At 39.9% G+C, this 23931-nt stretch carries 17 protein-coding genes; 12 read left to right on the forward strand and 5 right to left on the reverse strand.

Annotation, left to right across the window (positions count from 1 at the left end):
- The first annotated feature begins 24 nt into the window (after positions 1–24).
- From ggt to N824_RS17445, 8 genes are all read left to right on the forward strand, one after another.
- Positions 25–1677: a gamma-glutamyltransferase gene (gene ggt / locus N824_RS17410; RefSeq protein WP_048906435.1), complete on the forward strand. Its 1653-nt coding sequence runs from the start codon at positions 25–27 to the stop codon at positions 1675–1677.
- Positions 1678–1810: 133 nt separating this feature from the next.
- Complete coding sequence (locus N824_RS17415) at positions 1811–3145, forward strand: DUF6089 family protein (RefSeq protein WP_048906436.1); 1335 nt, start codon at positions 1811–1813, stop codon at positions 3143–3145.
- Positions 3146–3279: 134 nt separating this feature from the next.
- On the forward strand, positions 3280–3735 hold the full coding sequence (locus N824_RS17420; RefSeq protein WP_048906437.1) for a MarR family winged helix-turn-helix transcriptional regulator: 456 nt from the start codon (positions 3280–3282) through the stop codon (positions 3733–3735).
- Positions 3736–3783: 48 nt separating this feature from the next.
- Positions 3784–6147 (forward strand): 3-hydroxyacyl-CoA dehydrogenase/enoyl-CoA hydratase family protein, encoded by a 2364-nt coding sequence (locus N824_RS17425; protein WP_048906465.1) that lies wholly within the window; start codon positions 3784–3786, stop codon positions 6145–6147.
- A 24-nt stretch (positions 6148–6171) separates the two neighbouring features.
- Entirely contained in the window at positions 6172–7350 is a 1179-nt protein-coding gene (locus N824_RS17430; RefSeq protein WP_048906438.1) for an acetyl-CoA C-acyltransferase, read from the forward strand.
- Between the two features lie 12 nt (positions 7351–7362).
- Positions 7363–9153: an acyl-CoA dehydrogenase family protein gene (locus tag N824_RS17435; protein ID WP_048906439.1), complete on the forward strand. Its 1791-nt coding sequence runs from the start codon at positions 7363–7365 to the stop codon at positions 9151–9153.
- Positions 9154–9287: 134 nt separating this feature from the next.
- Entirely contained in the window at positions 9288–9785 is a 498-nt protein-coding gene (locus N824_RS17440) for an FKBP-type peptidyl-prolyl cis-trans isomerase (protein ID WP_048906440.1), read from the forward strand.
- A gap of 1 nt (position 9786) precedes the next feature.
- Positions 9787–10722 carry an FKBP-type peptidyl-prolyl cis-trans isomerase gene (locus N824_RS17445; RefSeq protein ID WP_048906441.1) on the forward strand — a complete coding sequence of 312 codons (936 nt, stop codon included), beginning with the start codon at positions 9787–9789 and terminating at the stop codon, positions 10720–10722.
- Between the two features lie 24 nt (positions 10723–10746).
- Here the strand turns inward: N824_RS17445 and N824_RS17450 are convergent, their stop codons facing one another.
- Both N824_RS17450 and N824_RS17455 read right to left on the reverse strand, forming a co-directional pair.
- A complete protein-coding gene (locus N824_RS17450) occupies positions 10747–12051 on the reverse strand; it encodes a deoxyribodipyrimidine photo-lyase (RefSeq protein WP_048906442.1) in 1305 nt (434 codons plus the stop codon).
- The gene (locus tag N824_RS17455) at positions 12051–12956 is read right to left on the reverse strand and encodes a TIGR01777 family oxidoreductase (protein ID WP_048906443.1); all 906 of its coding nucleotides are present in this window, start codon (positions 12954–12956) and stop codon (positions 12051–12053) included. Before N824_RS17455 ends, N824_RS17450 begins: the two co-directional genes overlap by 1 nt.
- Positions 12957–13112: 156 nt before the next feature.
- Here N824_RS17455 and N824_RS17460 point away from each other — a divergent pair, with 156 nt between their 5' ends.
- The 4 genes from N824_RS17460 (at position 13113) to odhB (ending at position 19499) form a co-directional block, all read left to right on the forward strand.
- Positions 13113–14405: a DASH family cryptochrome gene (locus N824_RS17460; protein WP_048906444.1), complete on the forward strand. Its 1293-nt coding sequence runs from the start codon at positions 13113–13115 to the stop codon at positions 14403–14405.
- Between the two features lie 104 nt (positions 14406–14509).
- On the forward strand, positions 14510–15388 hold the full coding sequence (locus N824_RS17465) for a MerR family transcriptional regulator (protein WP_084498374.1): 879 nt from the start codon (positions 14510–14512) through the stop codon (positions 15386–15388).
- A 66-nt stretch (positions 15389–15454) separates the two neighbouring features.
- Positions 15455–18250 (forward strand): 2-oxoglutarate dehydrogenase E1 component, encoded by a 2796-nt coding sequence (locus N824_RS17470; RefSeq protein ID WP_048906445.1) that lies wholly within the window; start codon positions 15455–15457, stop codon positions 18248–18250.
- Between the two features lie 19 nt (positions 18251–18269).
- Positions 18270–19499, forward strand: a complete 1230-nt coding sequence (gene odhB / locus N824_RS17475) for a 2-oxoglutarate dehydrogenase complex dihydrolipoyllysine-residue succinyltransferase (protein ID WP_048906446.1) — start codon at positions 18270–18272, stop codon at positions 19497–19499.
- A gap of 71 nt (positions 19500–19570) precedes the next feature.
- On the opposite strand, the gene N824_RS17480 is transcribed toward odhB, so the two are convergent.
- The 3 genes from N824_RS17480 to N824_RS17490 all read right to left on the reverse strand — a co-directional run bounded on the left by N824_RS17480 (position 19571) and on the right by N824_RS17490 (position 23899).
- Positions 19571–20296 (reverse strand): head GIN domain-containing protein, encoded by a 726-nt coding sequence (locus N824_RS17480; RefSeq protein WP_048906447.1) that lies wholly within the window; start codon positions 20294–20296, stop codon positions 19571–19573.
- 65 nt (positions 20297–20361) lie between these two features.
- Entirely contained in the window at positions 20362–22017 is a 1656-nt protein-coding gene (locus N824_RS17485; protein WP_048906448.1) for a M1 family metallopeptidase, read from the reverse strand.
- Positions 22018–22021: 4 nt separating this feature from the next.
- The gene (locus N824_RS17490) at positions 22022–23899 is read right to left on the reverse strand and encodes a CocE/NonD family hydrolase (protein WP_048906449.1); all 1878 of its coding nucleotides are present in this window, start codon (positions 23897–23899) and stop codon (positions 22022–22024) included.
- Positions 23900–23931: the final 32 nt, after the last annotated feature.

Raw genomic sequence — 23931 nt, forward strand, 5'->3', positions numbered from 1 at the left:
GCTTTATTTATATTTACAGGGTTAATGCTATCTGGGTGTGTTGGAGGACAGCTTGGAAAGCATAACAGCAGCGAGTATAGAAACGGAATGGTGGTTTCTGCCAGTCCGCTTGCCTCTAAGGTTGGGCTCGTTATTTTAAAAAAAGGTGGTAACGCAGTTGATGCTGCAGTTGCCGTACAGTTTGCTCTGGCAGTAGTTTATCCTAATGCCGGTAACCTGGGTGGCGGCGGCTTTATGGTTTATCGATCTGCTTCTGGAGAAACCAATAGTTTAGATTTTAGAGAAAAAGCAGCGGCATTGTCATCAAGAGACATGTACTTAGATTCTGCCGGTAATGCCATTACCGACAAAAGTTTATATGGCCATCTGGCTGCCGGTGTTCCCGGCTCTGTAGCAGGAATGGTTGAAGCACATCAAAAATATGGTAAGCTGAAATGGGCCGATTTAATTGAGCCGTCTATAAAATTGGCAAGAAACGGTTTTAAAGTAAGTGCCAGACAAGCCAGAGAGCTTAACGGATTACAAGAAACGTTTACCAAATTCAATCCCGCTGGTACTGCTTTTTTGAAAGCGGGCGATTGGAAAGCGGGTGATGTTTTACAGCAGCAAGAGCTGGCCGGTACCTTGGAGCAGATTAGAGATCATGGTCGCGCCGGGTTTTATGAAGGTGCTGTTGCCGATAGTTTAATAGCCGAAATGCAGCGCGGACAAGGCATTATCTCTAAAGAAGACCTGAAGAACTACAAGGCAGTTTGGCGTAAAGCTACCGTGGGTAACTATAAAGAATATAAAATTATTACAATGCCTCCGCCATCAAGTGGTGGTATTGCTTTGTTGCAGTTGCTTAAATCGGTGGAGACTTATCCTTTAAAAAGATGGGGTTTAAATGCTGATTCTACAGTTCAATTGGTGGTTGAGGCCGAGCGCAGGGTATATGCCGACAGGGCCGCCTATCTTGGAGATCCTGATTTTTTTAAAGTACCGGAGCAGCAGCTGTTGGATAATGCTTATATAAAAAGTAGGATGAACAACTTTAGCTGGAACAAGGCCACTCTAAGTGCAGAAGTTAAAGAAGGTAAATTAAATACCGCTGAACATGAAGAAACCACACACTTCTCTATTGTAGACAGGGATGGAAATGCAGTATCAATAACCACAACATTAAACGGATCGTACGGCGCAGCTGTGGTAGTAAAAGGAGCGGGTTTCTTGTTGAACAACGAAATGGACGATTTCTCCGTGAAACCCGGAACGCCTAATATGTATGGGTTGGTTGGTGGCGAAGCCAATGCCATTGCCCCAGGCAAGCGTATGCTAAGCTCTATGACGCCAACCATTATCGAAAAAGATGGTAAGCTATTTATGGTTGTAGGTACGCCTGGTGGTTCAACCATTATTACTGCGGTTTTTCAAACGATATTAAATGTAATAGAATTTGATAAAAATATGCAACAGGCGGTGTCGGCTAAAAAGTTTCATCACCAATGGTTGCCCGATGAGGTTTATACTGAAGAAAACGCACTTGATAGTTTAACTGCGCTAAAACTTAAAGCTAAAGGGTATAATATTGTCCCTCGTGGACCAATTGGCAGGGTAGATGCGATATTGAAAACCAAGTGGGGATATTATCAGGGTGGTGCCGACCCTCGGGGCGATGATAGCATTGCGGCATGGTAGATTTTGTATAGTATATAGCACAGTGCCTTTACCTCTTAAACATTGTTAAAGGTGGTTTTGGCTGTTTGGCCTGAGTATTGAATAATTGAACTGGAATTAAAAAGATTCCGATAATTATTTAAAAACTCGATCTATGAAACTAAGACTATTTAAATGTTTACCCGTAGCTGTTGCAGCACTGCTTGTTGGTGGTGTAGCCCAAGCTCAGGATTCAACACGGGTAACAACTAGCGATGCAAATAAATTAAATACGTGGTCTATTGGTATAAATGGCGGTGCATTAGCTCCAATTTCTCCATTGGGAGGCAAAAATGATTTCTCTAACTGGAAAAGCAATTTCGGTTACGGATTATACATTAAAAAACAATTTACGCCATATTTCTCTTTGCGTTTAGATGGGGTAAGAGGTAAATTGACTGGTGATAATTCGGAACCATACAAAAGTGGCGCGGTAAACGATAGCCCGATCAGTGCTTTCGAAACTACTCTGGATTATTCAGCAAGTTTAAATGCTGTAGTGAATTTGTTTAACATTGATATGTTCAATAAAAACAATGCATTGCAGTTATATGCATCAGCGGGTGCTGGTGTTGCTGGCTACAAGGTTAAAACGTCTACAGGTAGTGCTGGTTTAACCGACTACAAAAATGGTGAAACGCTTAACGAATTGGTTATTCCGGTTGGTGTCGGTGCTAAATTCAAACTTTCTGACAGGATAAACCTTGATTTGGGATGGACTATGAACTATCTTGATAATGATGATCTTGATGGTTACTTCCGTGGAAGCAATGACAAATACTCATACGCTTATGGTGGTTTAGAGTTTGCTTTGGGTAGCGGTCAGAAACAACTTGCATGGCATAATCCTGTAGCTTTAACTTATGATGAGGCTTTACAGGCTAAGCAAACTGCCAATGCTTTGAAAGGCGATCTTGAAGCTCAGAAAGCTGAGAACCAGAAATTAAGAGGCGAAATGAACGATCTGCTGAAAGATACAGATGGTGATGGTGTTGCCGATAAATTGGATAAATGTCCGGATACTCCTACAGGAACTGTAGTTGATGGATCTGGATGTCCATTAAAAGTACCAGCTCCGGTTGAAAAAGTTGTTATTACAGAAGCTGACCGTAAGGTTGTTGCTGATGCAATCAAAAACTTAGAATTTGATTTGAATAAAGCTACAATCAGATCAAAATCATATGCTACTTTAAATCGTGTTGCTGCGCTATTGGTTGAGAAAAACTTTAGTTTAAAATTAGCAGGTCATACTGATAATACAGGATCTGATGCGTTAAATATGAGATTATCAAAAGCCAGAGCAGAATCTGTAAAAGCTTATTTAGTGTCTCAAGGGGCTAATGCTTCTCGTGTTGAGGCAACTGGATACGGCGAGAGTCAGCCTATTGCAAGTAACAAAACTGCAGCAGGTCGTCAGAAAAACAGAAGGGTAGAGTTTACGCTTTACTAGTCTGAAACAGTATTAAGTTTAAAAACCCCACTCTATTGTTTTAGAGTGGGGTTTTTTATGATATAATATTTTGTAAATTATACTTGCAAACTAATTATTATTTCAATAGCTTTGTTATGCAAGCATAGTATTTAATGAAACAACAGGAGACAATAGACTATTTTTTAAAGGTAGTGTGGCAAAACATGGCCAACACCTATAACCAGATCGCATCCGGATTCGGAATAACACAGGCAATTGGTTATGTATTAATTAATATTGATAAAGAGGGGACGGCCGTCTCTCAGCTTGCAGGTTTACTTGGGGTCAAGGCAACGAGCTTGTCCAGAATGCTAAACAATATGGAAGAACTGGGGTTGATATACAGAGAAACTTCTGCCGGGGACAAGCGATCGGTTAAAGTTTACCTTACTGATTTTGGTCGCGAGAAAAGACAGCTTGCAAAAGGGGTTGTGATTTCATTTAATGAGTATTTAAATGAAAACCTAAACTCCCACGAAAAGAGCAACTTAATACTATCCTTACAGAAATTAAATAAATTGACTTTAGCTTACAAAATACCTGAAGAAAACGGGGAAAATAAGGGCTAACCAGATAACAGCTTGATAATCATTAAAAGCAAAAATATACTGATGGAAATGATAAACAAAAAGATAAATAAGGTAGCGGTATTGGGATCCGGAATTATGGGATCGCGTATTGCCTGTCACTTTGCAAATATAGGTGTTGAGGTCTTGTTGTTAGATATTGTGCCAAAGGAGGGGCCAAGAAATGGTATAGTTGATACGGCATTGCAAACTGCTGTAAAGACCAATCCCTCGCCAGTTTATTCCAAAAAAGTACTTAACAAAATTACTACTGGTAATTTTGATGATGATATGTCTAAAATTGCAGGTTGCGATTGGATAATAGAGGTTGTGGTAGAGAATCTGGATATTAAGAAAAAAGTATTTGAGCAAGTAGAACAGCACCGTAAACCAGGTACTTTGGTTACCTCCAATACTTCTGGAATCCCTATTCATATGATGGCCGAGGGCAGAAGTGATGACTTTAAAGCTAATTTCTGCGGAACGCATTTCTTTAATCCTCCTCGTTATTTAAGGTTACTTGAAATTATACCTACTCCGTATACCAAACCTGAATTGGTAGATTTTCTGATGCATTATGGAGATAAGTTTTTAGGTAAAACCACGGTTTTATGTAAAGATACGCCTGCATTTATAGCTAACAGGGTTGGTGTGTACTCTATTATGGCGCTTTTACATCTGGTTGAAAAGATGGAGCTGACGGTAGAAGAGGTAGATAAATATACTGGTCCGGCTTTGGGCCGACCAAAATCTGCAACTTTCCGTACCACTGATGTGGTAGGGCTAGATACCATGATTAAGGTTGCCAAAGGACTTTATGATAATTGTCCGGATGATAAAGCACACGATCTTTTTAAGCTTCCTGCATATGTAGAAAAGATGGAAACCAATAAATGGCTTGGTGATAAAACCAACCAGGGTTTCTATAAAAAAACAAAAACTGCAGAGGGCAAAACAGAGATTCTTGCCCTTGATTTAAAAACACTGGAATACAGACCGCAGGTAAAAGTTAAATCGGCTACGCTAGATTTGACCAAACCGATTGAGAACGTAAGAGATAGGATGAAGGTGTTTGCTGCGGGTAAAGACAAAGCAGGCGAGCTTTTCAGGGCTTCATTTTTTGGTTTGTTCGAATATGTGTCTGACCGGATTCCGGAGATATCTGATGAACTATATAGAATTGATGATGCCATGCGTGCCGGTTTTGGATGGGACTTAGGGCCGTTTGAAGTTTGGGATGCCGTAGGTATAGCAGAATCTATTGAGGGCATGAAAAAATATGGCCACGAGGCTGCGGCCTGGGTTCATGAAATGCTTGCTGCAGGTAATACATCGTTTTACAAAGTAGAGGATGGGGTTCGTAAATATTATGATATTCCTACTAAGAGCTATAAAGCGGTTCCGGGTACAGGAGCGTTTATTATTCTTGATAATTTAAGGGCCAACAAAGTGATCTGGAAGAACTCCGGTGCATCGATTATTGATTTGGGCGACGGAATTATTAACGTAGAGTTTCATTCTAAAATGAATACCATTGGTGGCGATACTTTGCAGGCCATTAATAAAGCCATTGATATGGCAGAGAAGGATTACAGGGGGGTGGTTATTGGAAATGATGGTGCAAACTTCTCGGCCGGTGCCAACGTAGGGATGATTTTTATGATGGCGGTTGAGCAGGAGTGGGACGAGTTAAATATGGCGATAAGGACGTTCCAGAATACTTCTATGCGCATCAGGTATTCTTCTATTCCGGTAGTTGTTGCACCGCATAACCTCACACTTGGTGGTGGTTGCGAGTTCAGCTTACATGCCGATCATGTGCAGCTTAATGCCGAAACCTATATGGGTTTGGTGGAGTTTGGCGTAGGTGTTATACCTGGCGGCGGTGGTACCAAAGAATTTGCGTTAAGGGCATCGGATGAATATAATGATGACCAGATTGTTCAGAATGTACTTAAGGACAGGTTTTTAACTATCGGTATGGCTAAGGTCTCTACTTCGGCCGTTGAGGCTTTTGAGCTGGGTTATCTGCAAAAAGGTAAGTATTCTATTTCTATGAACAGGAGCAGGTTAATTGCTGATGCTAAGGCTAAGGCAATTGAGCTTGCTGATGCGGGTTATACCAAGCCGGTTCAGCGTAAGGATATCAAGGTATTGGGTAAACAGGGCTTAGGTATTGTTTATGCAGGTGCCAATACCATGTATTCAGGTCATTACATCTCCGAGCATGATAAAAAGATCTCAGAGAAATTAGGTTGGGTGATGTGTGGAGGTGATCTTTCATCGCCAACGGAAGTAACTGAACAGTATTTACTGGATTTGGAAAGGGAAGTGTTTTTATCACTTTGCGGCGAAAGGAAAACGCTTGAGCGTATCCAGAGTATTGTAACTAAAGGCAAGCCATTAAGAAATTAATTTTTTGATTAAAAAAGATAAGACATGCAAGAAGCATATATTATAGCAGGATATCGTACCGCAGTAGGCAAAGCCCCTCGTGGTGTATTTCGTTTTACGAGGGCAGATGATCTGGCAGCTGAAGTAATCAGACATTTAGTAGCATCTATACCCAATCTGGATAATGAGCAAATTGATGATGTGATTGTAGGTAATGCCACGCCTGAAGCAGAACAGGGCCTAAATATTGGTCGTATGATTTCGCTGATGGGTTTAGATACAGATAAAGTACCTGGCGTAACTGTAAACAGGTATTGCGCATCTGGGTTAGAAACTATTGCAACTGCCGTAGCTAAAATAAAAAGCGGTATGGCCGATTGTATTATTGCCGGTGGCGTTGAAGTGATGTCGGGTATGCCTTTTGGCGGTTGGAAAGTTGTTCCGAATGCCGAGGTTGCTAGGGTTAATCCGGATTGGTATTGGGGGATGGGCTTAACAGCTGAGGCAGTTGCCCGTGAGTATAATGTGAGTAGGGAAGATCAGGATGAGTTTTCTTATCAGTCGCATCAGAAGGCTGTTGAAGCCATTAAAAATGGTCATTTGAAAGATGGGCTTTTGCCAATTACCGTAAATGAAAACTATCTGGATGCTGACATGAAAAAGAAAACCAGGAGCTATGTAGTTGATACTGATGAAGGGCCAAGGGCTGATACTTCGATAGAGAAACTGGCAAAATTAAAGCCTGTGTTTGCTGCTGATGGTTGTATTACAGCGGGTAATTCTTCGCAAACATCTGATGGTGCTGCGTTTGTACTGGTGGTTTCTGAAAAGAAAATGAAAGAGCTGGGTGTTGAGCCTATTGCGCGTTTGGTTAGCTATGGGATTGCCGGCGTGCCTCCACGCATTATGGGAATTGGGCCTATCTATGCCATCCCTAAAGCTTTGAAGCAGGCGGGTATGACGCTAGATCAGATTGAATTGATTGAATTGAATGAGGCCTTTGCTTCACAGTCGCTGGCGGTTGTCAGGGAATTGGGCATCAATAAAGATATTTTAAATGTTAACGGAGGTGCTATTGCACTTGGTCACCCACTTGGGTGTACTGGTGCCAAGCTATCTGTACAGTTGTTTAATGAATTAAAAAGAAGAAAACAAAAATACGGTATGGTAACCATGTGTGTGGGTAGCGGACAAGGTGCGGCTGGTATTTTTGAAATGCTTTAATCTTATAGGTATATGGAAACTACAGACAAAAAGACTATTAAGGGTGGAGAGTTTTTGATAACAGAAACCACTTATCAGGATGTATTTATTCCTGAAGAATTTGATGAAGAGCAAAAAATGATTGCGCAAACCTGTCGTGATTTCCTTGCAGCAGAGGTATATCCAAATCTGGATCGTATTGATACGCAGGAGGAAGGATTAATGCCTACGCTAATGGACAAAGCCGGAGAGTTGGGTATTCTGGGTGTATCTATACCTGAAGAATATGGCGGTTTTGGGAAGAACTTTAATACCTCGATGCTGGTTGCTGATGTTATTGGTGCCGGTCACTCTTTTGCTGTTGCGCTTTCTGCTCATACGGGAATCGGTACGCTACCTATTCTTTACTATGGAAACCCTGCCCAAAAAGATAAATATATTCCTAAGCTGGCTACTGGCGAATGGAAAGCTGCATACTGCTTAACTGAACCAAATTCTGGTTCTGATGCCAACTCTGGTAAAACAAAAGCCAAACTAAGTGCTGATGGTAAACATTATGTGATCAATGGTCAGAAAATGTGGATTACCAATGGTGGTTTCGCCAATGTGTTTATCGTGTTTGCCAAGATTGATGACGATAAAAATCTAACCGCATTTATTGTTGAACGCGACTTTGGGGGTATTACCATGAACCCTGAGGAGCATAAGATGGGCATTAAAGGTTCTTCGACCAGACAGGTGTTTTTTAACGACTGCCCTGTACCTGTTGAGAACATGTTATCTGAGCGCGAAAACGGATTTAAAATTGCTGTAAATATCCTAAACATAGGAAGGATTAAACTGGCCGCTGCGGCTATCGGGGCTTCTAAATCTGTAATAGATACAGCTATTAATTATTCGAATGAGCGTATTCAGTTTGAAAGGCCTATCTCTAAATATGGTGCTATTCGTCATAAACTGGCCGAGATGGCTTCTAAAGTTTATGCTGTGGAGTCGGCTAACTACCGTGCCGGTCAGAATATCGACGATGCTTATGATACCCTGGTTGCAGGTGGAATGGATGCCGGTAAGGCGAAATTAAAATCTACAGAACAGTTTGCTGTTGAGTGTGCTATTTTGAAGGTATGGGGTTCTGAAGCATTGGATTATGTTGTTGATGAAGGTGTGCAGATTTATGGTGGTATGGGATTCTCGGCAGAAGCGCCTATGGATAGGGCCTATCGTGATGCGCGGATTAACCGGATATTTGAGGGTACCAACGAGATAAACAGGTTGCTTACTGTTGACATGATGTTGAAACGTGCAATGAAGGGTGAGTTGGATTTGATGACTCCGGCAACTGCTGTTGCGGGTGAATTAATGTCCATCCCTGATTTTGGCGAAGAGGATGATACTTTGTTTGCTGCGGAAAAAAAGATCATTAAAAATCTTAAAAAGGCCACATTAATGGTTGCTGGTGCTGCGGTTCAGAAACTGATGATGAGCTTGTCTAAAGAGCAAGAGATTCTGATGAATATTGCAGATATGGCCAGCTATGTTTATATAGCTGAATCGGCAATGTTGAGAACGGAGAAACTCGTAAGTATCAGGGGTGAAAAGGAATGTGAGGGGCAATTGAATTTAATGCGCATCTACTTTGTGGAAGCTGTTGACGCGATTCAAAAGGCTGGTAAAGAAGCACTATGGGCGTTTGCCGAAGGCGATGAACTGAGAATGATGATGGTTGGCTTGCGCAGATTTACCAAAGCAGAGCCGTTTAATGTTAAAAATGTTCGCCAAAGTGTGGCACAGCAGCTGATAGCTGCAAATAGATACTGTTACTAACTTATTTTATACTAGAAGTAACATTTCATAAATAAACTGGGCGCCCCTAAAATATTTAGGGGCGTTTTTTGTGTTAATTGTTAAAATTGGTTAAAAATTGTTCTATCGCCAATAAAAGACTATTTTTGTGCATTATGTTAAAAAATAGGCTTTTATTAGGGATAGCTATCATCGTTGGTGTTTTAGCCGCGTGTACAAAACCTGAAGTCTATGATGAAAAGGCTCAGTTTGAGATTGATGAAACGATAATTAAGGACTGGGCAGTGGCAAATGACGTTACTTTAACAAAAGACACGAGCGGGCTTTATTACAGAATTGATGCCGCTGGTACAGGAGCCGACGATCGTGCCCCGACTGATACTTTAACTGTAGAGTATGAAGGCCGCTTAATGACCGATTCAGTTTTTAGTGAGGCTACCGCTGATAATCCGTTTAAGTTTATTCGGGAAAGTGTAATGCCGGGCTGGAGAATAGGTTTGTCTTTAATTAAACCAGGTGGACGGATAGAGTTACTGGTGCCCTCAAAGCTGGCATATAAGAATTACCCTACTCCCGGAGTACCGGCAAATTCTGTATTATATTTTATTATTGATTATAAAAAAGTTGCTAAAAAAGTAGATAAACAAAAATAGTATGTTAAAAAAAATTACCTCATATACCTTTCTTCTAGTGGGTTTGATTCTTCTAAATTCTTGTAAAAAGGAATATGAGTCCATTCAAAGTATAGATGATACTAAAATAAAAGATTACATCTCGAGCAATAATATCACCGATGCAATAGAAGATCCTGATAAAACAGGATTTTATTATCAGATTAAAACACAAGGAACCGGAGAGCTTTTTAAGACTACTGATTCTGTGTTGTATTCTGTATCTGTAAAATCGTTGCTGAACGGAACTAATTATCATACTACTCCTGCTATTTCTAACTTAGGAACTTATGTGGGGTATGCTAGTACTTTTTCTTATGTTAAAGCTAATGCCTCTGTGGGTATCCAGCTGCCAAGTTTAAGGAAAGTATTACAGGCACTTAAGCCAGGCGGTGTCGCAAGAATTTTATTGCCTTCGTACCTTGCCTTTGGTAAAAATGGAACAACTCTTTTAAACATCCCTTCAAATGAAAATATAGAATTTACAGTTACTACTTATCCTGAAAAATCGCAAAGATTATTGGATGACAGAAGGATCAGAGAGTTCATACAATCAAAAGGTTTAACGGCTACAAAAGATCCTTCAACCGGAGTTTACTATTCTGTTATACAGGCAGGTACCGGTACTGAGGTTATAGATCTTACTTCTACTTTAAAAGCCAAGTATACCGGTCGCACACTTGATGGCACTTCATTTGATTCTAATACTGATGGAACATTTTCAACCACACTACTGGAAGTTATTTCTGGCTGGGAAGTGTTGACGAAGTTTAAAAAGGGTGCAAAAGTTAGAATTTTCATCCCATCTTCAGAGGGATATGGAACTACAGGGAGTACAGATCAAACAACGGGGGAAGTGAAGATTCAACCCAGTGCCTGTTTAGATTTTGATATCGAAATTGTTGATGTTACCAACTAATTTGGGGAGTTAATCTGGATATACCTATTCGTTTAGAGCATCCTTAAAAACTTTTAATACTCTTTCTCTTGCAAAAGCATGTTCAACAATAGGTTTTACATGCTTTTGTTGTTTATACTCAGGCAGCCATCGATCGATATACGCCTGATCCGGATCAAATTTTTTGGCTTGAAGTTCCGGATTAAATACCCGAAAGTATGGTGCAGCGTCGTTCCCGCATCCGCACGACCATTGCCAGCCTCCAATATTGCTGGCCATTTCGTAATCCAATAACTTCTCTGCAAAATAGGCTTCACCCCAGCGCCAGTCAATTAATAGATGCTTAGTTAAAAAAGAGGCTACCACCATGCGCACCCGGTTGTGCATATAGCCGGTTTGATTGAGCTGTCTCATTCCGGCGTCTACCAATGGATAGCCGGTTTTACCTCCGCACCAGGCTTCGAAGTCTGACTCGTTGTTTTGCCATTTGATATTGTCGTAAGCAAGTTTAAAGGACTGATGCACGATTCTGGGGAAGTGCCAGAGGATCATCATGTAAAAATCTCTCCAGGCAAGTTCGGATAGCCACTTATCTGCCTTTTGTTTTAAAGCTTGTTGTGCAGCCTCGCGGATGCTTACTGTGCCGAAGCGAAGATGTATGCCGATATGTGTGGTTGCATCAACAGCAGGGAAATCTCTTTTGTCTTCATAATCGGTAAGCTTGCTACTGAAGCGTTTTGAGGGGAACTTTTGGCCTGACTCTTTGAACCCGATTTCTGCTAAAGTAGGTATGGGAAGAGGGGGTGTTTTAAAAAGATTGCTGAAGTAATTACTTGCCGGATATGACTTAATGTAAAATTCATTAAGCTTTGCCCGCCATTGGTTGAAATAGGGGGTGAAAACCGTGTAAGGTTTTCCGTCAGCCTTTAGAATCTCGTTCTTTTCAAAGAGGACCTGATCCTTGAATGTTTTAAACTCAATTTGTTCCGATGCAAGGTATTCTGCCAATGCATCATCTCTTTCAATTGCATTGGGTTCGTAATCATGGTTGGTATAAACAGCTTTTACATTGTAGCTTTTTAAAATTTCAATCCATACCTCCTCGGGCGTACCATGTTTAACGGCTATGGTAGATCCCTGTGTTGCAAGTTCGGAATGAATTTCCTGTAAGGTGTGATGTATAAAGGTTACTCTTGGATCTTCCTGGTTTGAGAGTTTTTTGAGGATCTTTGTGTCAAAAATAAAAAGGATCAGTACAGGGTATGGTCCTCTTAGTGCCTCATAAAGTGCTGCATTGTCATCTAACCTTAAATCTCTTCTAAACCAGCAAACGTTTATTTCTTCTTTCACTACTTGTAAATATCGGTTAATGCATCTTCCAGGTGCGTGTATTTAAATATAAAACCTGCATCCAGGAGCTTTTGGGCAGATGTGTTTGTACTTATGAGGGGCAGGATACTCATTTTTCCGAGAATCATTTCCAGCACTTTTTCTGGTACATGTATTGGCCATACCGGGCGTTTTATTGTTTTTGCTATTGCCTTTGTTAAGGTTTCATTGGTTACCGGAAAAGGGGCACATGCGTTGTACGCACCCTGATATGATGGATTCTCCACTGCCGTAAGAAACATATTTACAATATCATCAACGTGTACCCATGGGGTCCATTGCTTCCCGCTACCAAGAGGAGCGCCCGCAAAATAGCGGATAGGTCTTTCTAAAGCTGCTAATCCACCTTCTGATTTGCCAAGAACAAAGCCGATTCTGAATTTAACTATTCGCAGGTCAGGTGAGGCGCCTTCATCAACGGCCTCTTCCCATAATTTACAGCACCTGGAAAGAAAGCCGGTACTGGTTCCTGATTCTTCAGTTAATATTTCATCACCACGATTTCCATAGTAACCGATGGCAGAGGCAGAAATAAAGGCTTTTACAGGCGCCTTTGTTTCCTTAATGGTTTTATGAAGCAATTGGGCAGACATTACCCTGCTATCTATAATTTGTTGTTTACGTTCTTTTGTCCACTTCTTTTCTGCAATGTTTTCGCCTGCCAAATGAATGATGGTGTCTATCCCTTGCAGACAGTTTGGATCTATGGTCTGTTTGTAAACATCCCATAGATAAACAGTTGCATTTTTTATGCTGGTGGCTTTCCTTGTTAGTACGGAAACTTTATGCCCGGATTCATGTAGTGCATTTATTAGTTTTTTGCCTAGCATACCGGTAGCTCCTGTAATCAAGATTTGGTTCTTCATACTTTAATAACCTATGGTTTTAACTTTAAGTTTTGCGAAAAGCGCTTTTTATGCCTTTGATTTGTTTCGCTAGTGTAAATATTGAGGTTGTGATTCTTATTCGGATAAAAAATCGTATATTTTTGTAAATAGTACACAAAACTCAGTTGCAAGTTAATGAAGTCTAAGAAAATATTGGTGTGGTTCAGGAATGACCTTCGCTTACATGATAATGAAATGTTAGTTGAAGCAATTGCTAAATCGGACTGTATTTTACCTATTTATTTTTTTGATCCTCGACATTTTGAGAGTACTTCGTTCGAAACAGAAAAAACGGGAGCGCGCAGAGCGCGGTTTTTATTAGAAAGTGTTTCATCATTAAGAACAGCATTTCAAAAATTAGGTGGGAACATATTGCTGATACAGGGTAAACCTGAAGAGCATATACCAGCTATTGTTGAGCAGTTAGAAATTTCTGAGGTTTATCATCACAGAGAAGTTGGTCCAGAAGAAACTATAATATCTACTTACGTAGAGGATGCTTTGTGGAAGCAAAGGATTAATCTAAAACATTTTATTGGGCATACGCTTTATAATAAAGAAGATTTACCTTTTCCTATTAAAGACATTCCAGACGTATTTACCCAGTTTAAAAAGAAAACAGAGCGCGATGCGATTGTGAAATCCTGCCATGAATCTCCTTTAGAGATTGCTTTTGTTGAAAATGAGAATTGGGGTGCGCTTCCTTCATTATTGGAGTTGGGATTTGCGGAGGCCGGTTTTGTGAGTTTTGATACTGACACTAAAGGAGGAGAATTAGATGGACTGGAGCACCTAACAGAGTTGCTTAAACCCGGATCAGATATTTATATTAAAAGTAGTTCAAAAGTTGCTGCGGACAAGCAGGGTTTTTCTTCTAAAATTTCCGGATGGCTTTCGTTCGGTTGTCTTTCACCAAGAAAGGTTTATTGGATGGTTAAAGAGGCCGAAGCAAGCTTTGGTGCCAATCCCAATTTTAATCAGATATTATTGGGATTGCTTTGGCGCGATTACTTTAGGTTTATGTTTAAAAAACATGGGATTAAGTTTTTCCAGGAACCAGATTTTGAAGAACTGATTTTATCGCCTGTTGAAGTTGATGAGGCTTTGGTAAAAAAATGGAAAGATGGCGAGACAGAGCATTCGCTTGTTGATAAATATATGAAGGAGCTAAATGACACTGGATTTATTCCTCATGCAGGCCGCTTAGTTGTTGCTACTTTTCTGATTCATGTTTTAAAAGTTCATTGGACAATTGGGGCTGCATATTTTGAAGAAAAGCTGATTGATTATGCTCCTGCGAGTAATTGGGGTAACTGGGCAAATGTTGCGGGCGCCGGCCTTGACCTTAAATCGAAGAACGCATTTGATCTTGATAAACAAATGAAAATTCTGGATGTAGTATCTCCTGATGCTGCGTCTCTTGTCTGATATTATTGTTTAATAACTGCTGCTTTTGGACAGTTGATTAAAAAAATGTTAAACAAAAATTGTTTTTTAAACAAACTTGTTTAACATTTGTTGTTCAATATAGTGTGAAAAAATTCTCCATTAGTGATATAGAAGGCCTTATAGGCATAAAGGCGCACACCATCAGGGCGTGGGAAATCCGGTACAATCTTGTGCCGCCTAAGCGAACTGTGACCAACATCAGGTATTATGATGAGGAGGATTTAAAATCCCTTTTAAATATTGTTACGCTTAATGAAAATGGCTACAAGATCAGTAAGATAGCCAAAATGAGTAAGAAGCAGATCTCTGACCTGGTTACTCAGCTTAAAGCAGATTGGAACAATGATTCTGTTCAGATGCTTAGCCTCTCTAACGCCACTATCGACTATGATGAAGAAGCGTTTTCCAATACTTTAGGAGGATGCATTGAGGAAATGGGATTGATTAAAACCATGGACCTTGTGCTTTTCCCTTTTATGAAGAAGGTTGGGATGCTTTGGCAAACGGGTGCTATCGACCCTTCTCATGAGCATTTTGCTTCTAACCTGATCAGAGATCGTATCATTGTGGAGATCGATAAAGTTGAAAAACCAAATAAAGATGAGCCTAAACGGTTTCTGCTCTTTTTGCCAGAGGCAGAGATGCACGAAGCTGGTTTGCTATTCGCCAGATTTCTATTGAAAAACTGTGGGCAGGATACACTTTATCTTGGTTCGGGAATACCTTATGCTGACCTGAAAAAAATTGTGGCCGCTTATAAACCAGATTATTCGTTTATTGTGTTAACCTCCTTAAATTTAGGTAAGGACATTAATAAAGTTGTAGGAAAGGTGATGGATAATTTGAACGTGCCATTGTTAGTGGCAGGGAGTTTGATATCAGAATTTGATATTCTTGTAAAGGATCAACTGACACCATTGAAAAATGTTTGTGATATGGTTGAATTTCTTGAAGATTTATAAGGAAATTTACCTGTTTATTAAGGTAAAAAAACCTAATTTTGCAACACTTATAGCAATTCACACATAATGGATAATTTATCTTATCTCAACGGCGCAAATGCCGAATACATAGAATCCGTATATCAGTCTTATAAACAAGATCCTAATTCTGTTGAGTTTGGTTGGCAAAAGTTTTTTGAAGGCTTTGATTTTGGAAGAGGGTCTTCCGGAACATCGGTTAGTTCAGAGACTCCTGAGCATTTTTTAAAGGAAATTAATGTTCTTAATTTAATCAATGGCTATCGTCAGCGTGGCCACTTATTTACCCAAACCAATCCGGTAAGGGAAAGACGTCACCATTTACCTACTTTGGACATGGAAAACTTTGGATTAACAAAGGCAGACCTGGACACTGTATTTAATTCTGGAATTGAGATTGGTATTGGAGCGGCTAAGCTTAGTGATATAATTGCTTTTTTAAAGCAAACCTATTGTCGCTCTATTGGTGCAGAATATAAGTACGTACGTACTCCTGAAATTCTTTCATGGATCGAAGAGAAAATGGAAAGCGCACGTAATACGCCAAACTTCTCTATTGATGAGAAAAGAAGGATATTAAAGAAATTGAATGAGGCGGTTAGCTTTGAGAATTTCCTTGGAACCAAGTTTCTTGGTCAGAAGCGTTTTTCTCTTGAAGGAGCTGAGGCTTTAATCCCTGCCCTGGATTCGGTAATTGAAAAAGGTGCAGAACTTGGAATTGAAGAGTTTGTAATTGGTATGGCACACAGAGGGCGTTTAAATGTTCTTGCCAATATCATGCAGAAAACCTATAAGGATATCTTTGCTGAATTTGAAGGCAAGGGTTACAGTGCAGAATCTCCTTTTGGAGGTGATGTGAAATATCATCTTGGTTACTCAACTGATGTGACTACCAACAATGGTAACAGTGTGCATTTGAGTTTATGCCCTAATCCTTCTCACCTGGAAACAGTGAATGGGGTAGTTGAGGGTATGACCAGATCTAAAATTGATTTCAAATACGGTGGCGACAATGCACGGATTGCTCCAATTTTGATCCATGGTGATGCTTCTGTTGCAGGACAGGGTATTGTTTATGAGGTAATTCAGATGGCTGGCTTGGATGGTTATAAAACCGGTGGAACGATTCACTTGATTATAAACAACCAGATTGGTTTTACTACCAACTATAAAGATGGCCGTACCAGTACTTATTGTACTGATATTGCTAAAGTAACATTATCGCCGGTATTCCATGTGAATGGTGACGATCCTGAGGCTTTAGTTTATGCGATTAATTTGGCGATGGAATATCGTCAGAAATATAAAAATGATGTGTTCATTGATATTTTATGTTACCGCAGATTTGGCCATAACGAGGCTGATGAGCCTAAGTTCACTCAACCACTTCTATACAAAAGCATAGAGAAACATGCTAACCCACGTGATATTTATATTCAGCAGTTGATTGGTGAAGGTAAACTGGAAGCAAGTTTAGCTAAGGAAATGGAGAAAGAGTTCCGTGGTATATTGCAGGAACGTTTAAATGAAGCAAAAGAAATAACTTCTACTTATCATGAGGTGAAATTTGGTGGTGCATGGTCAGACATGCGTTTAGCTACACCTAAGGATTTTGAAACCTCTCCAAATACCTCTGTTAAAAAATCAACGCTACTTGAAGTTGCGAAAAGAATAAGTACACTTCCATCAAATAAAAAGTTCTTTAAGAAAATTGAAAAGCTTTTTGAAGAGCGTAGTAAAATGGCAAATACTACTCATGTGTTCGATTGGGCAATGGGTGAACAATTGGCCTATGGTACTATCCTTGCTGAAGGAAAAAGGGTGCGTTTAAGCGGACAGGATGTAGAGCGTGGAACATTCTCTCACAGACATGCGGTTATAACCCTTGAAGATTCTGAGGAAGAATATATCCCATTGGCAAACATCTCTGATCAACAAGCTCCGTTTGATATTTATAATTCGCATTTATCTGAGTACGGTGTACTGGGTTTTGAATATGGTTATGCAATGGCTAATCCTAATGCGCTTACGATTTGGGAAGCTCAGTTTGGTGACTTCTTTAACGGAGCGCAAATTGTAGTAGATCAGTATATTGCAAGTGCAGAAACTAAATGGCAACGTGAGAACGGTTTGGTAATGTTGTTGCCTCATGGTTATGAAGGACAAGGTCCGGAACACTCATCTGCAAGGATTGAGCGTTTTATGGAGCTTTGTGCTGATTACAACATGCAGATAACGAACTGTACTACCCCGGCAAACTTCTTCCATGCTTTACGCAGACAATTTAAACGTGATTTCAGAAAGCCTTTAGTCGTGTTTACGCCTAAGAGTTTATTGCGTCACCCTCAGTGTGTTTCGAAACTTTCAGAGTTTACTGATGGTAAATTCCAAGAGGTTATTAACGATGAAAATGTGAAAGCCACTGATGTTAGAAGAGTATTGTTCTGTTCTGGTAAGATCTATTATGAGTTATTAGAAAAACAACAAAAAGATCAAATCAAAGATGTTGCTATTGTTCGTGTTGAGCAGCTTTATCCAACGCCATTGGAGCAAATGGAAACTGTATATGCTAAATACAAAAATGCTAAAGAAGCAGTTTGGGTACAGGAAGAACCTGAGAATATGGGCGCATGGCCATATCTGTTACGTAAATTAAGAAGAACTATCTTTAGTGATATTGAGCTGATTTCAAGAAAAGAAAGCAGCAGTACTGCCACAGGATTTGCAAGACAACATGCCGATCAACAGGCTTATATTTTAGCTAAAGCTTTTGAAGTCCCTGTTACTGAAACAGAGAAAAAGATTGCTAAAAAATCAGTGAGTAAAGTTTATAATGTAGATTAGAAAAAATAATACATCAGTTATGAGTATAGAAATAAAAGTTCCGCCAGTAGGCGAGTCGATAACCGAAGTTGTTTTATCACGTTGGGTAAAAAACGATGGAGATGTAGTTGAAATGGACGAAGTAATTGCTGAATTGGAATCTGATAAGGCAACGTTTGAATTAACTGCAGAACAAGCCGGAACTTTAAAAACAGTAGCTGCCGAAGGCGATACACTGGCCATTGGTGCTGTAGTTTGCAAAATTGAAGATGGTGGAGCTGCACCTAAAGCAAAAGAAGAACCAGCTAAGGAAGAAAAACCTGCTGCAGCTGCAGATAAGGCTGCTGCTCCGGTTGCCGAAAAAAGCGGTGAGAATTATGCTACAGGAACTCCTTCTCCTGCTGCCGGAAAAATCCTTGCTGAAAAAGGCGTTGATCCTGCTTCTGTAAAAGGAACTGGTGTTGATGGAAGAATTACCAAGGAAGATGCTGTGGCTGCAGAGAAGTCTCAACCAAAAGCTGCGGCTCCTGCTCCTAAAGCAGCCCCTGCAGTAACTGCTGTTGCAGGTTCAAGAAATGAGCGCAGAGAGAAAATGTCGCCATTGCGTAAAACAGTTGCTAAGAGATTGGTTACAGTTAAAAACGAAACCGCAATGTTAACTACGTTTAACGAAGTTAATATGAAGCCGATAATGGATTTGAGAGGTAAGTATAAAGATCAGTTCAAAGAGAAATTTGGCGTAGGCTTAGGCTTTATGAGTTTCTTTACTAAAGCTGTTTGTGAGGCATTAAAAGATTTCCCTGCCGTAAATGCTAAAATTGACGGTGAAGAAATCGTTTATAATGACTTTGCTGATATCTCTATCGCGGTTTCTGCACCTAAGGGATTGGTTGTTCCGATCATTAGAAATGCAGAAAGTATGAGCCTTGCTCAGATCGAGAAAACTGTTATCGAACTTGCTACTAAAGCGCGTGACAGCAAATTAACTATTGAGGAAATGACTGGTGGTACATTCACAATTACCAATGGTGGTGTGTTTGGATCTATGATGTCTACTCCAATTATTAATGCTCCTCAGTCTGCAATTTTAGGCATGCACAATATCATTGAGCGCCCGATTGCTGAAAAAGGAGAAGTTGTAATTCGTCCGATGATGTATGTGGCTTTATCTTATGACCACAGAATTATTGATGGAAGAGAGTCGGTAGGCTTCCTGGTAAGGGTTAAACAATTGTTAGAAGACCCAGCTAGATTATTGTTAGGCGTTTGATAGGTTAAACTATATTAGAAAAACCCCAATGTTTTTAAGCATTGGGGTTTTTTATTTGATTGTGTGTTTGTTTATATTTTTCTTACGCTACCAGATCCTGATACCGTTTTTTGAACTGTAGGATTGCCTGAATAGCTTATATTTCCTGATCCACTGATTGCTGCCTCAATGCTTTTTTGTGCATCAATGTAAATATTTCCAGAGCCGCTTACATGGGCTGAAATGGTTTCTACTGAGAAATTCTTTCCAGAGAATGTACCTGATCCACTAACGGCAACTTCTGAACTCTTGGCTTTTCCACTAATTGACAACCCACCTGAACCACTGATTGCGCCTTCGAAATTATTTACACTTGCTGATGCTTTGATATTGCCAGAACCGCTTACGGCAACACTCAATGAAGAAGAATTGATCGTTCCCTCAACATCTATACTTCCGGATCCGCCCAATCCTAATGACGTGATCTTTTTTGCGGTAATATAGGCTGTGATCTTTGCGTTTTTGAATTTTTTAAACCAATCGTTCCATTTTGTTTTTGGTTTAATCGTCAGTACACCATTTTTTACCTCAGTAATAAGGTTGTCTATTGCCTCTTGATCGCCTTCTAATCTAAGACTTTCTGTGTTGCCAAGCTTAACTTTTGCATTAATAGAACCACCAATTTCGATGCCTGTAAAATTGCTTACCTGTCTCTGTTGATTTGAGTAATATGTTGATTTGCCAGTAAGATTAGAAGCTTGGCTTGCTGTTCCCAATGCCAGGAATGCAAGGATTAATATTGAACTTATTTTTTTCATTTTGTTTAGGTTTTTCTATATGACGCACAGAACTGCAATTAGTTGCACCATCTTTAAAAAAAAATCTATGATTTTTTAAGTTTAATATAAAAGTTTCGATCTGCTTTGAAAGTATTTGCCGTTACGCCTTTGCCCAATTCAGCTGTTTTCCATTGAGTAGTTGGGTGGAGGAGGGAAAAGGTGTTTTCTTTTAAGCTTACTTTAACCGGCATGTCAAAATTCTTTACATCGGCTAGCCATCTGTATGATAATTTTGAACCTTCAATTTTATATTCTAAAGTAGGAACATTTGGGTAACGAAGGTATTGGTCAAATATCTTATCTAGTTTTAAGCCACTTTGCTTTACTATATAATTCTCCACTTCTTGCGTGGTAACAGTCTTATGGTAGAATGTTTTGTTTAACCCCCTTAATATGTTTCTGAATTTCTCATCATTATTGATCAGTTGACGAATGATGTGGATCATGTTTGCGCCTTTGTAATACATATCGCCAGATCCTTCTTTATTGACATCATATTGTCCAATAATTGGAATATCGTTCTGGATGTTATGTCTTATACCCACAACATAATCTGTTGCAGCTTGTTTTCCATGTTCTGATTCAGTGAACAAGGTTTCAGAGTAGTTTGTGAAGGCCTCATGAATCCACATATCGGCTATGTCTTTAGAGGTGATGTTGTTCCCAAACCATTCATGTCCGCTTTCGTGAATAATGATGAAATCGAACTTTAAACCCCAGCCTGAGGCGGATAAGTCTTTCCCAAGATAGCCCATTTTAAACTGATTACCATATGCAACGGCACTCTGATGCTCCATGCCCAGATGAGGTGCCTGAACTAGCTTGTAGCCATCCTCATAGAAAGGGTAAGGGCCAAACCAATGCTCAAAGGATTTTAACATGGGTTTCACATCTGCATCCCAATGGGGATGTGCTTTTAGGCTATCCTCTTTAAGTGCCCAGTAATCAAGAGATAACTTGCCTTTTTCGCCTTGGTACTGATCAGACCAATGGGCGTATTTGCCAACATAAAAGGTTACATTATAGTTGTTAATTGGGTTGGCTACAAACCAATTGTATTGTGTGTAGCCATCTGGTTTTTGAACAGCGCTTCTCAGGCGGCCATTAGAAATATCCTGAAGATCTTTAGGAACAGTTATACTAATAAGCATACTATCCACCTCATCGCTTTGATGGTCCTTGTTAGGCCACCAGCAACTGGCGCCAAAACCCTGACAGGCTACAGAAACCCATGGATTGCCGGACTTATCTTTGGTAAAGATAAAGCCTCCATCCCAGGGTGGGTTCTTTGCTATAACAGGATTGCCTGAATAATATACAGTAAAGCTTTCCTTTGCACCTTTTTTAATCTCAGTAGGGAAAGTTACCAATACTGCATTGAACTCTCTTTTGTAAGGAAGTTCCGCACCCTTAAATACAATTTTATCAACCTTAAGGTTATCGAACAGGTCAAATTGCAGTTTGTTGAAATTTTGAGTAGCCGTAAATTTAAATTCATTGCTTCCGCTGATGAATTTGTTATCAATGTTTATTTTAACGTCAAGGTGGTAGTAATTGATGTCGTAACAGGTTCTTAATGGGGTAAGTGCACCTCTAAGGCTATCAGCCCTGGAAGATTTTTCGGTCCCGGTAAGTAGCTGCGCCTTTGCGAAATTTATAGTACACAGTAACGCAATCGCACTGAATAATAGCTTCTTCATTAAATTATTGTTTTAGTACGGTTACAGTTAGTGAAGAAGAGTTGTGTACATCATGAAAAATGCGGTGCGTTGCTTTTTGGAAATCACTTGGTTCGGCCTGATAGATGTCCATGAATTTTTGAGGATTTCTATCTGCTAATGGGAACCATGAATTTTGTATCTGTATCATAATCCTGTGACCTTTTTTGAAAGTGTGCGCAACGTCAGGCAGGGCATAGTTAACTTTAGTGATTTCGCCTGGATTGATGGCCTGTGGCTTTTCAAAGCTATTGCGATATTTTCCACGCATAATTTCTCCGCGTACCAGCATTTGGTAACCACCCATAATCAGGTTTTTTGGATTTGTAGTTGGGTTTGGAGTGTTTTCAGGATAAACATCAATTAGTTTCACAACATAATCTGCATCTGAGCCGGTTGTTGACACAACGAGATTAGCCAATAGTGGTCCGGTTAGTGTAATATCCTCAGTTAATGTATCAGTTTGGTATACTTTAACATCAGGTCTGCGGCCGGCGAAACGTTGATCGTCTATCATGTATTCACGTGTTCTTTTAGCTTGAACGCCGTCCTGATAAGGAACTGGATTATTAGGGTCACTTACGTATTCGTCCCAGCTATCTGTTCTTTTAACTTTTTCAAAACTTAGCTTCCCATTCGGTTGCAAATACAGCGTTTTGGTCTCTGTATCTTTGGGTGGCCATGTACTAAACTTTTTCCATTCGTTGCTGCCAGTTACAAAGATGTTAGCTTCTGCTGCGTTAAAATCACCCTCTCCTTTAAGGTAATGCTTAAAGAAAGGGAGTTCAAATTTTTCCTGATAATATGTGCTGGTTGGTTGCCCGAATTCAATATCACCAAAGTTGCTTCCGGTACTGCGTACCCATCCACCATGAAACCATGGTCCCATAACCAGAATGTTATTTGCTTTTGGATTTTGTTTCTCGATGCTTTTATAGGTTGCAAATGTACCATAGGCATCTTCGGCATCGAAGAAACCACCTACAACCATAACAGCAGGTTTTACATTGACTAAATGTGGCTGGATGTTTCTTGCCTGCCAAAAGGTATCCAGATTAGGGTGTGCAAATAAATCATTCCAGAATTTGATGCTATCGGCAAAGTATTTATCCTTTAGGTTTTTAACTGATCCGGCTTCCAGGTAAAAACGATAGTTGTCTTGTATGGGGAATTCGAAACCTTTAGGCCCTTTGTCTGGAGTGATTGGCTGCGGTCTTGGAACGCCAAATGTGCTCATAAAACTAAACGCATCCATTAAAAACAGACTTCCATTGTGGTGAAAATCGTCGCCACGGAACCAGTCGGTAACTGGTGCCTGCGGGGAAACTGCCTTTAAAGCAGGGTGTGCTCCTGGTAAAGAGGTGGTAGAGTAAAATCCTGGATAAGAAATACCGTAAATGCCAGCTTTGCCATTATTGTTTTCTATATTTTTTACAAGCCAGTCAATGGTATCGTAGGTATCAGTGCTCTCATCAATATCTTTTTTAGTTTTTTTGTTGGCTACCTGCGGTCTAATATCGTCGAATGTACCCTCGCTCATCCACTTACCTCTCACATCCTGATAAACAAATATGAATCCTTCTCTCATCATTGCAGGGAAATTACCTAAACTGGTTTTGTATTTATCCCCTCCGTAAGGGGCAACAGTGTATGGGGTTCTGTTAATCAGAAATGGGTACTTTTTTGTCTTATCTTTTGGGATGTAGATTGAAGTAAATAATTTGACACCATCTCGCATGGTAATACTACGTTCAATCTTAGTGTAATTTTCTTTTACATATGCCGAATCGGATTGCTGGGCAAAAACAGCTGAAAATGTAAAAATGTGGATAGCAACAAGCCAAAGGGATTTAATACGGGCCATTTTAAGTTAATAAGTTATAAATAGTAAATATA

It is taken from the genome of Pedobacter sp. V48 (assembly GCF_000523515.1).
Taxonomy (GTDB): domain Bacteria; phylum Bacteroidota; class Bacteroidia; order Sphingobacteriales; family Sphingobacteriaceae; genus Pedobacter.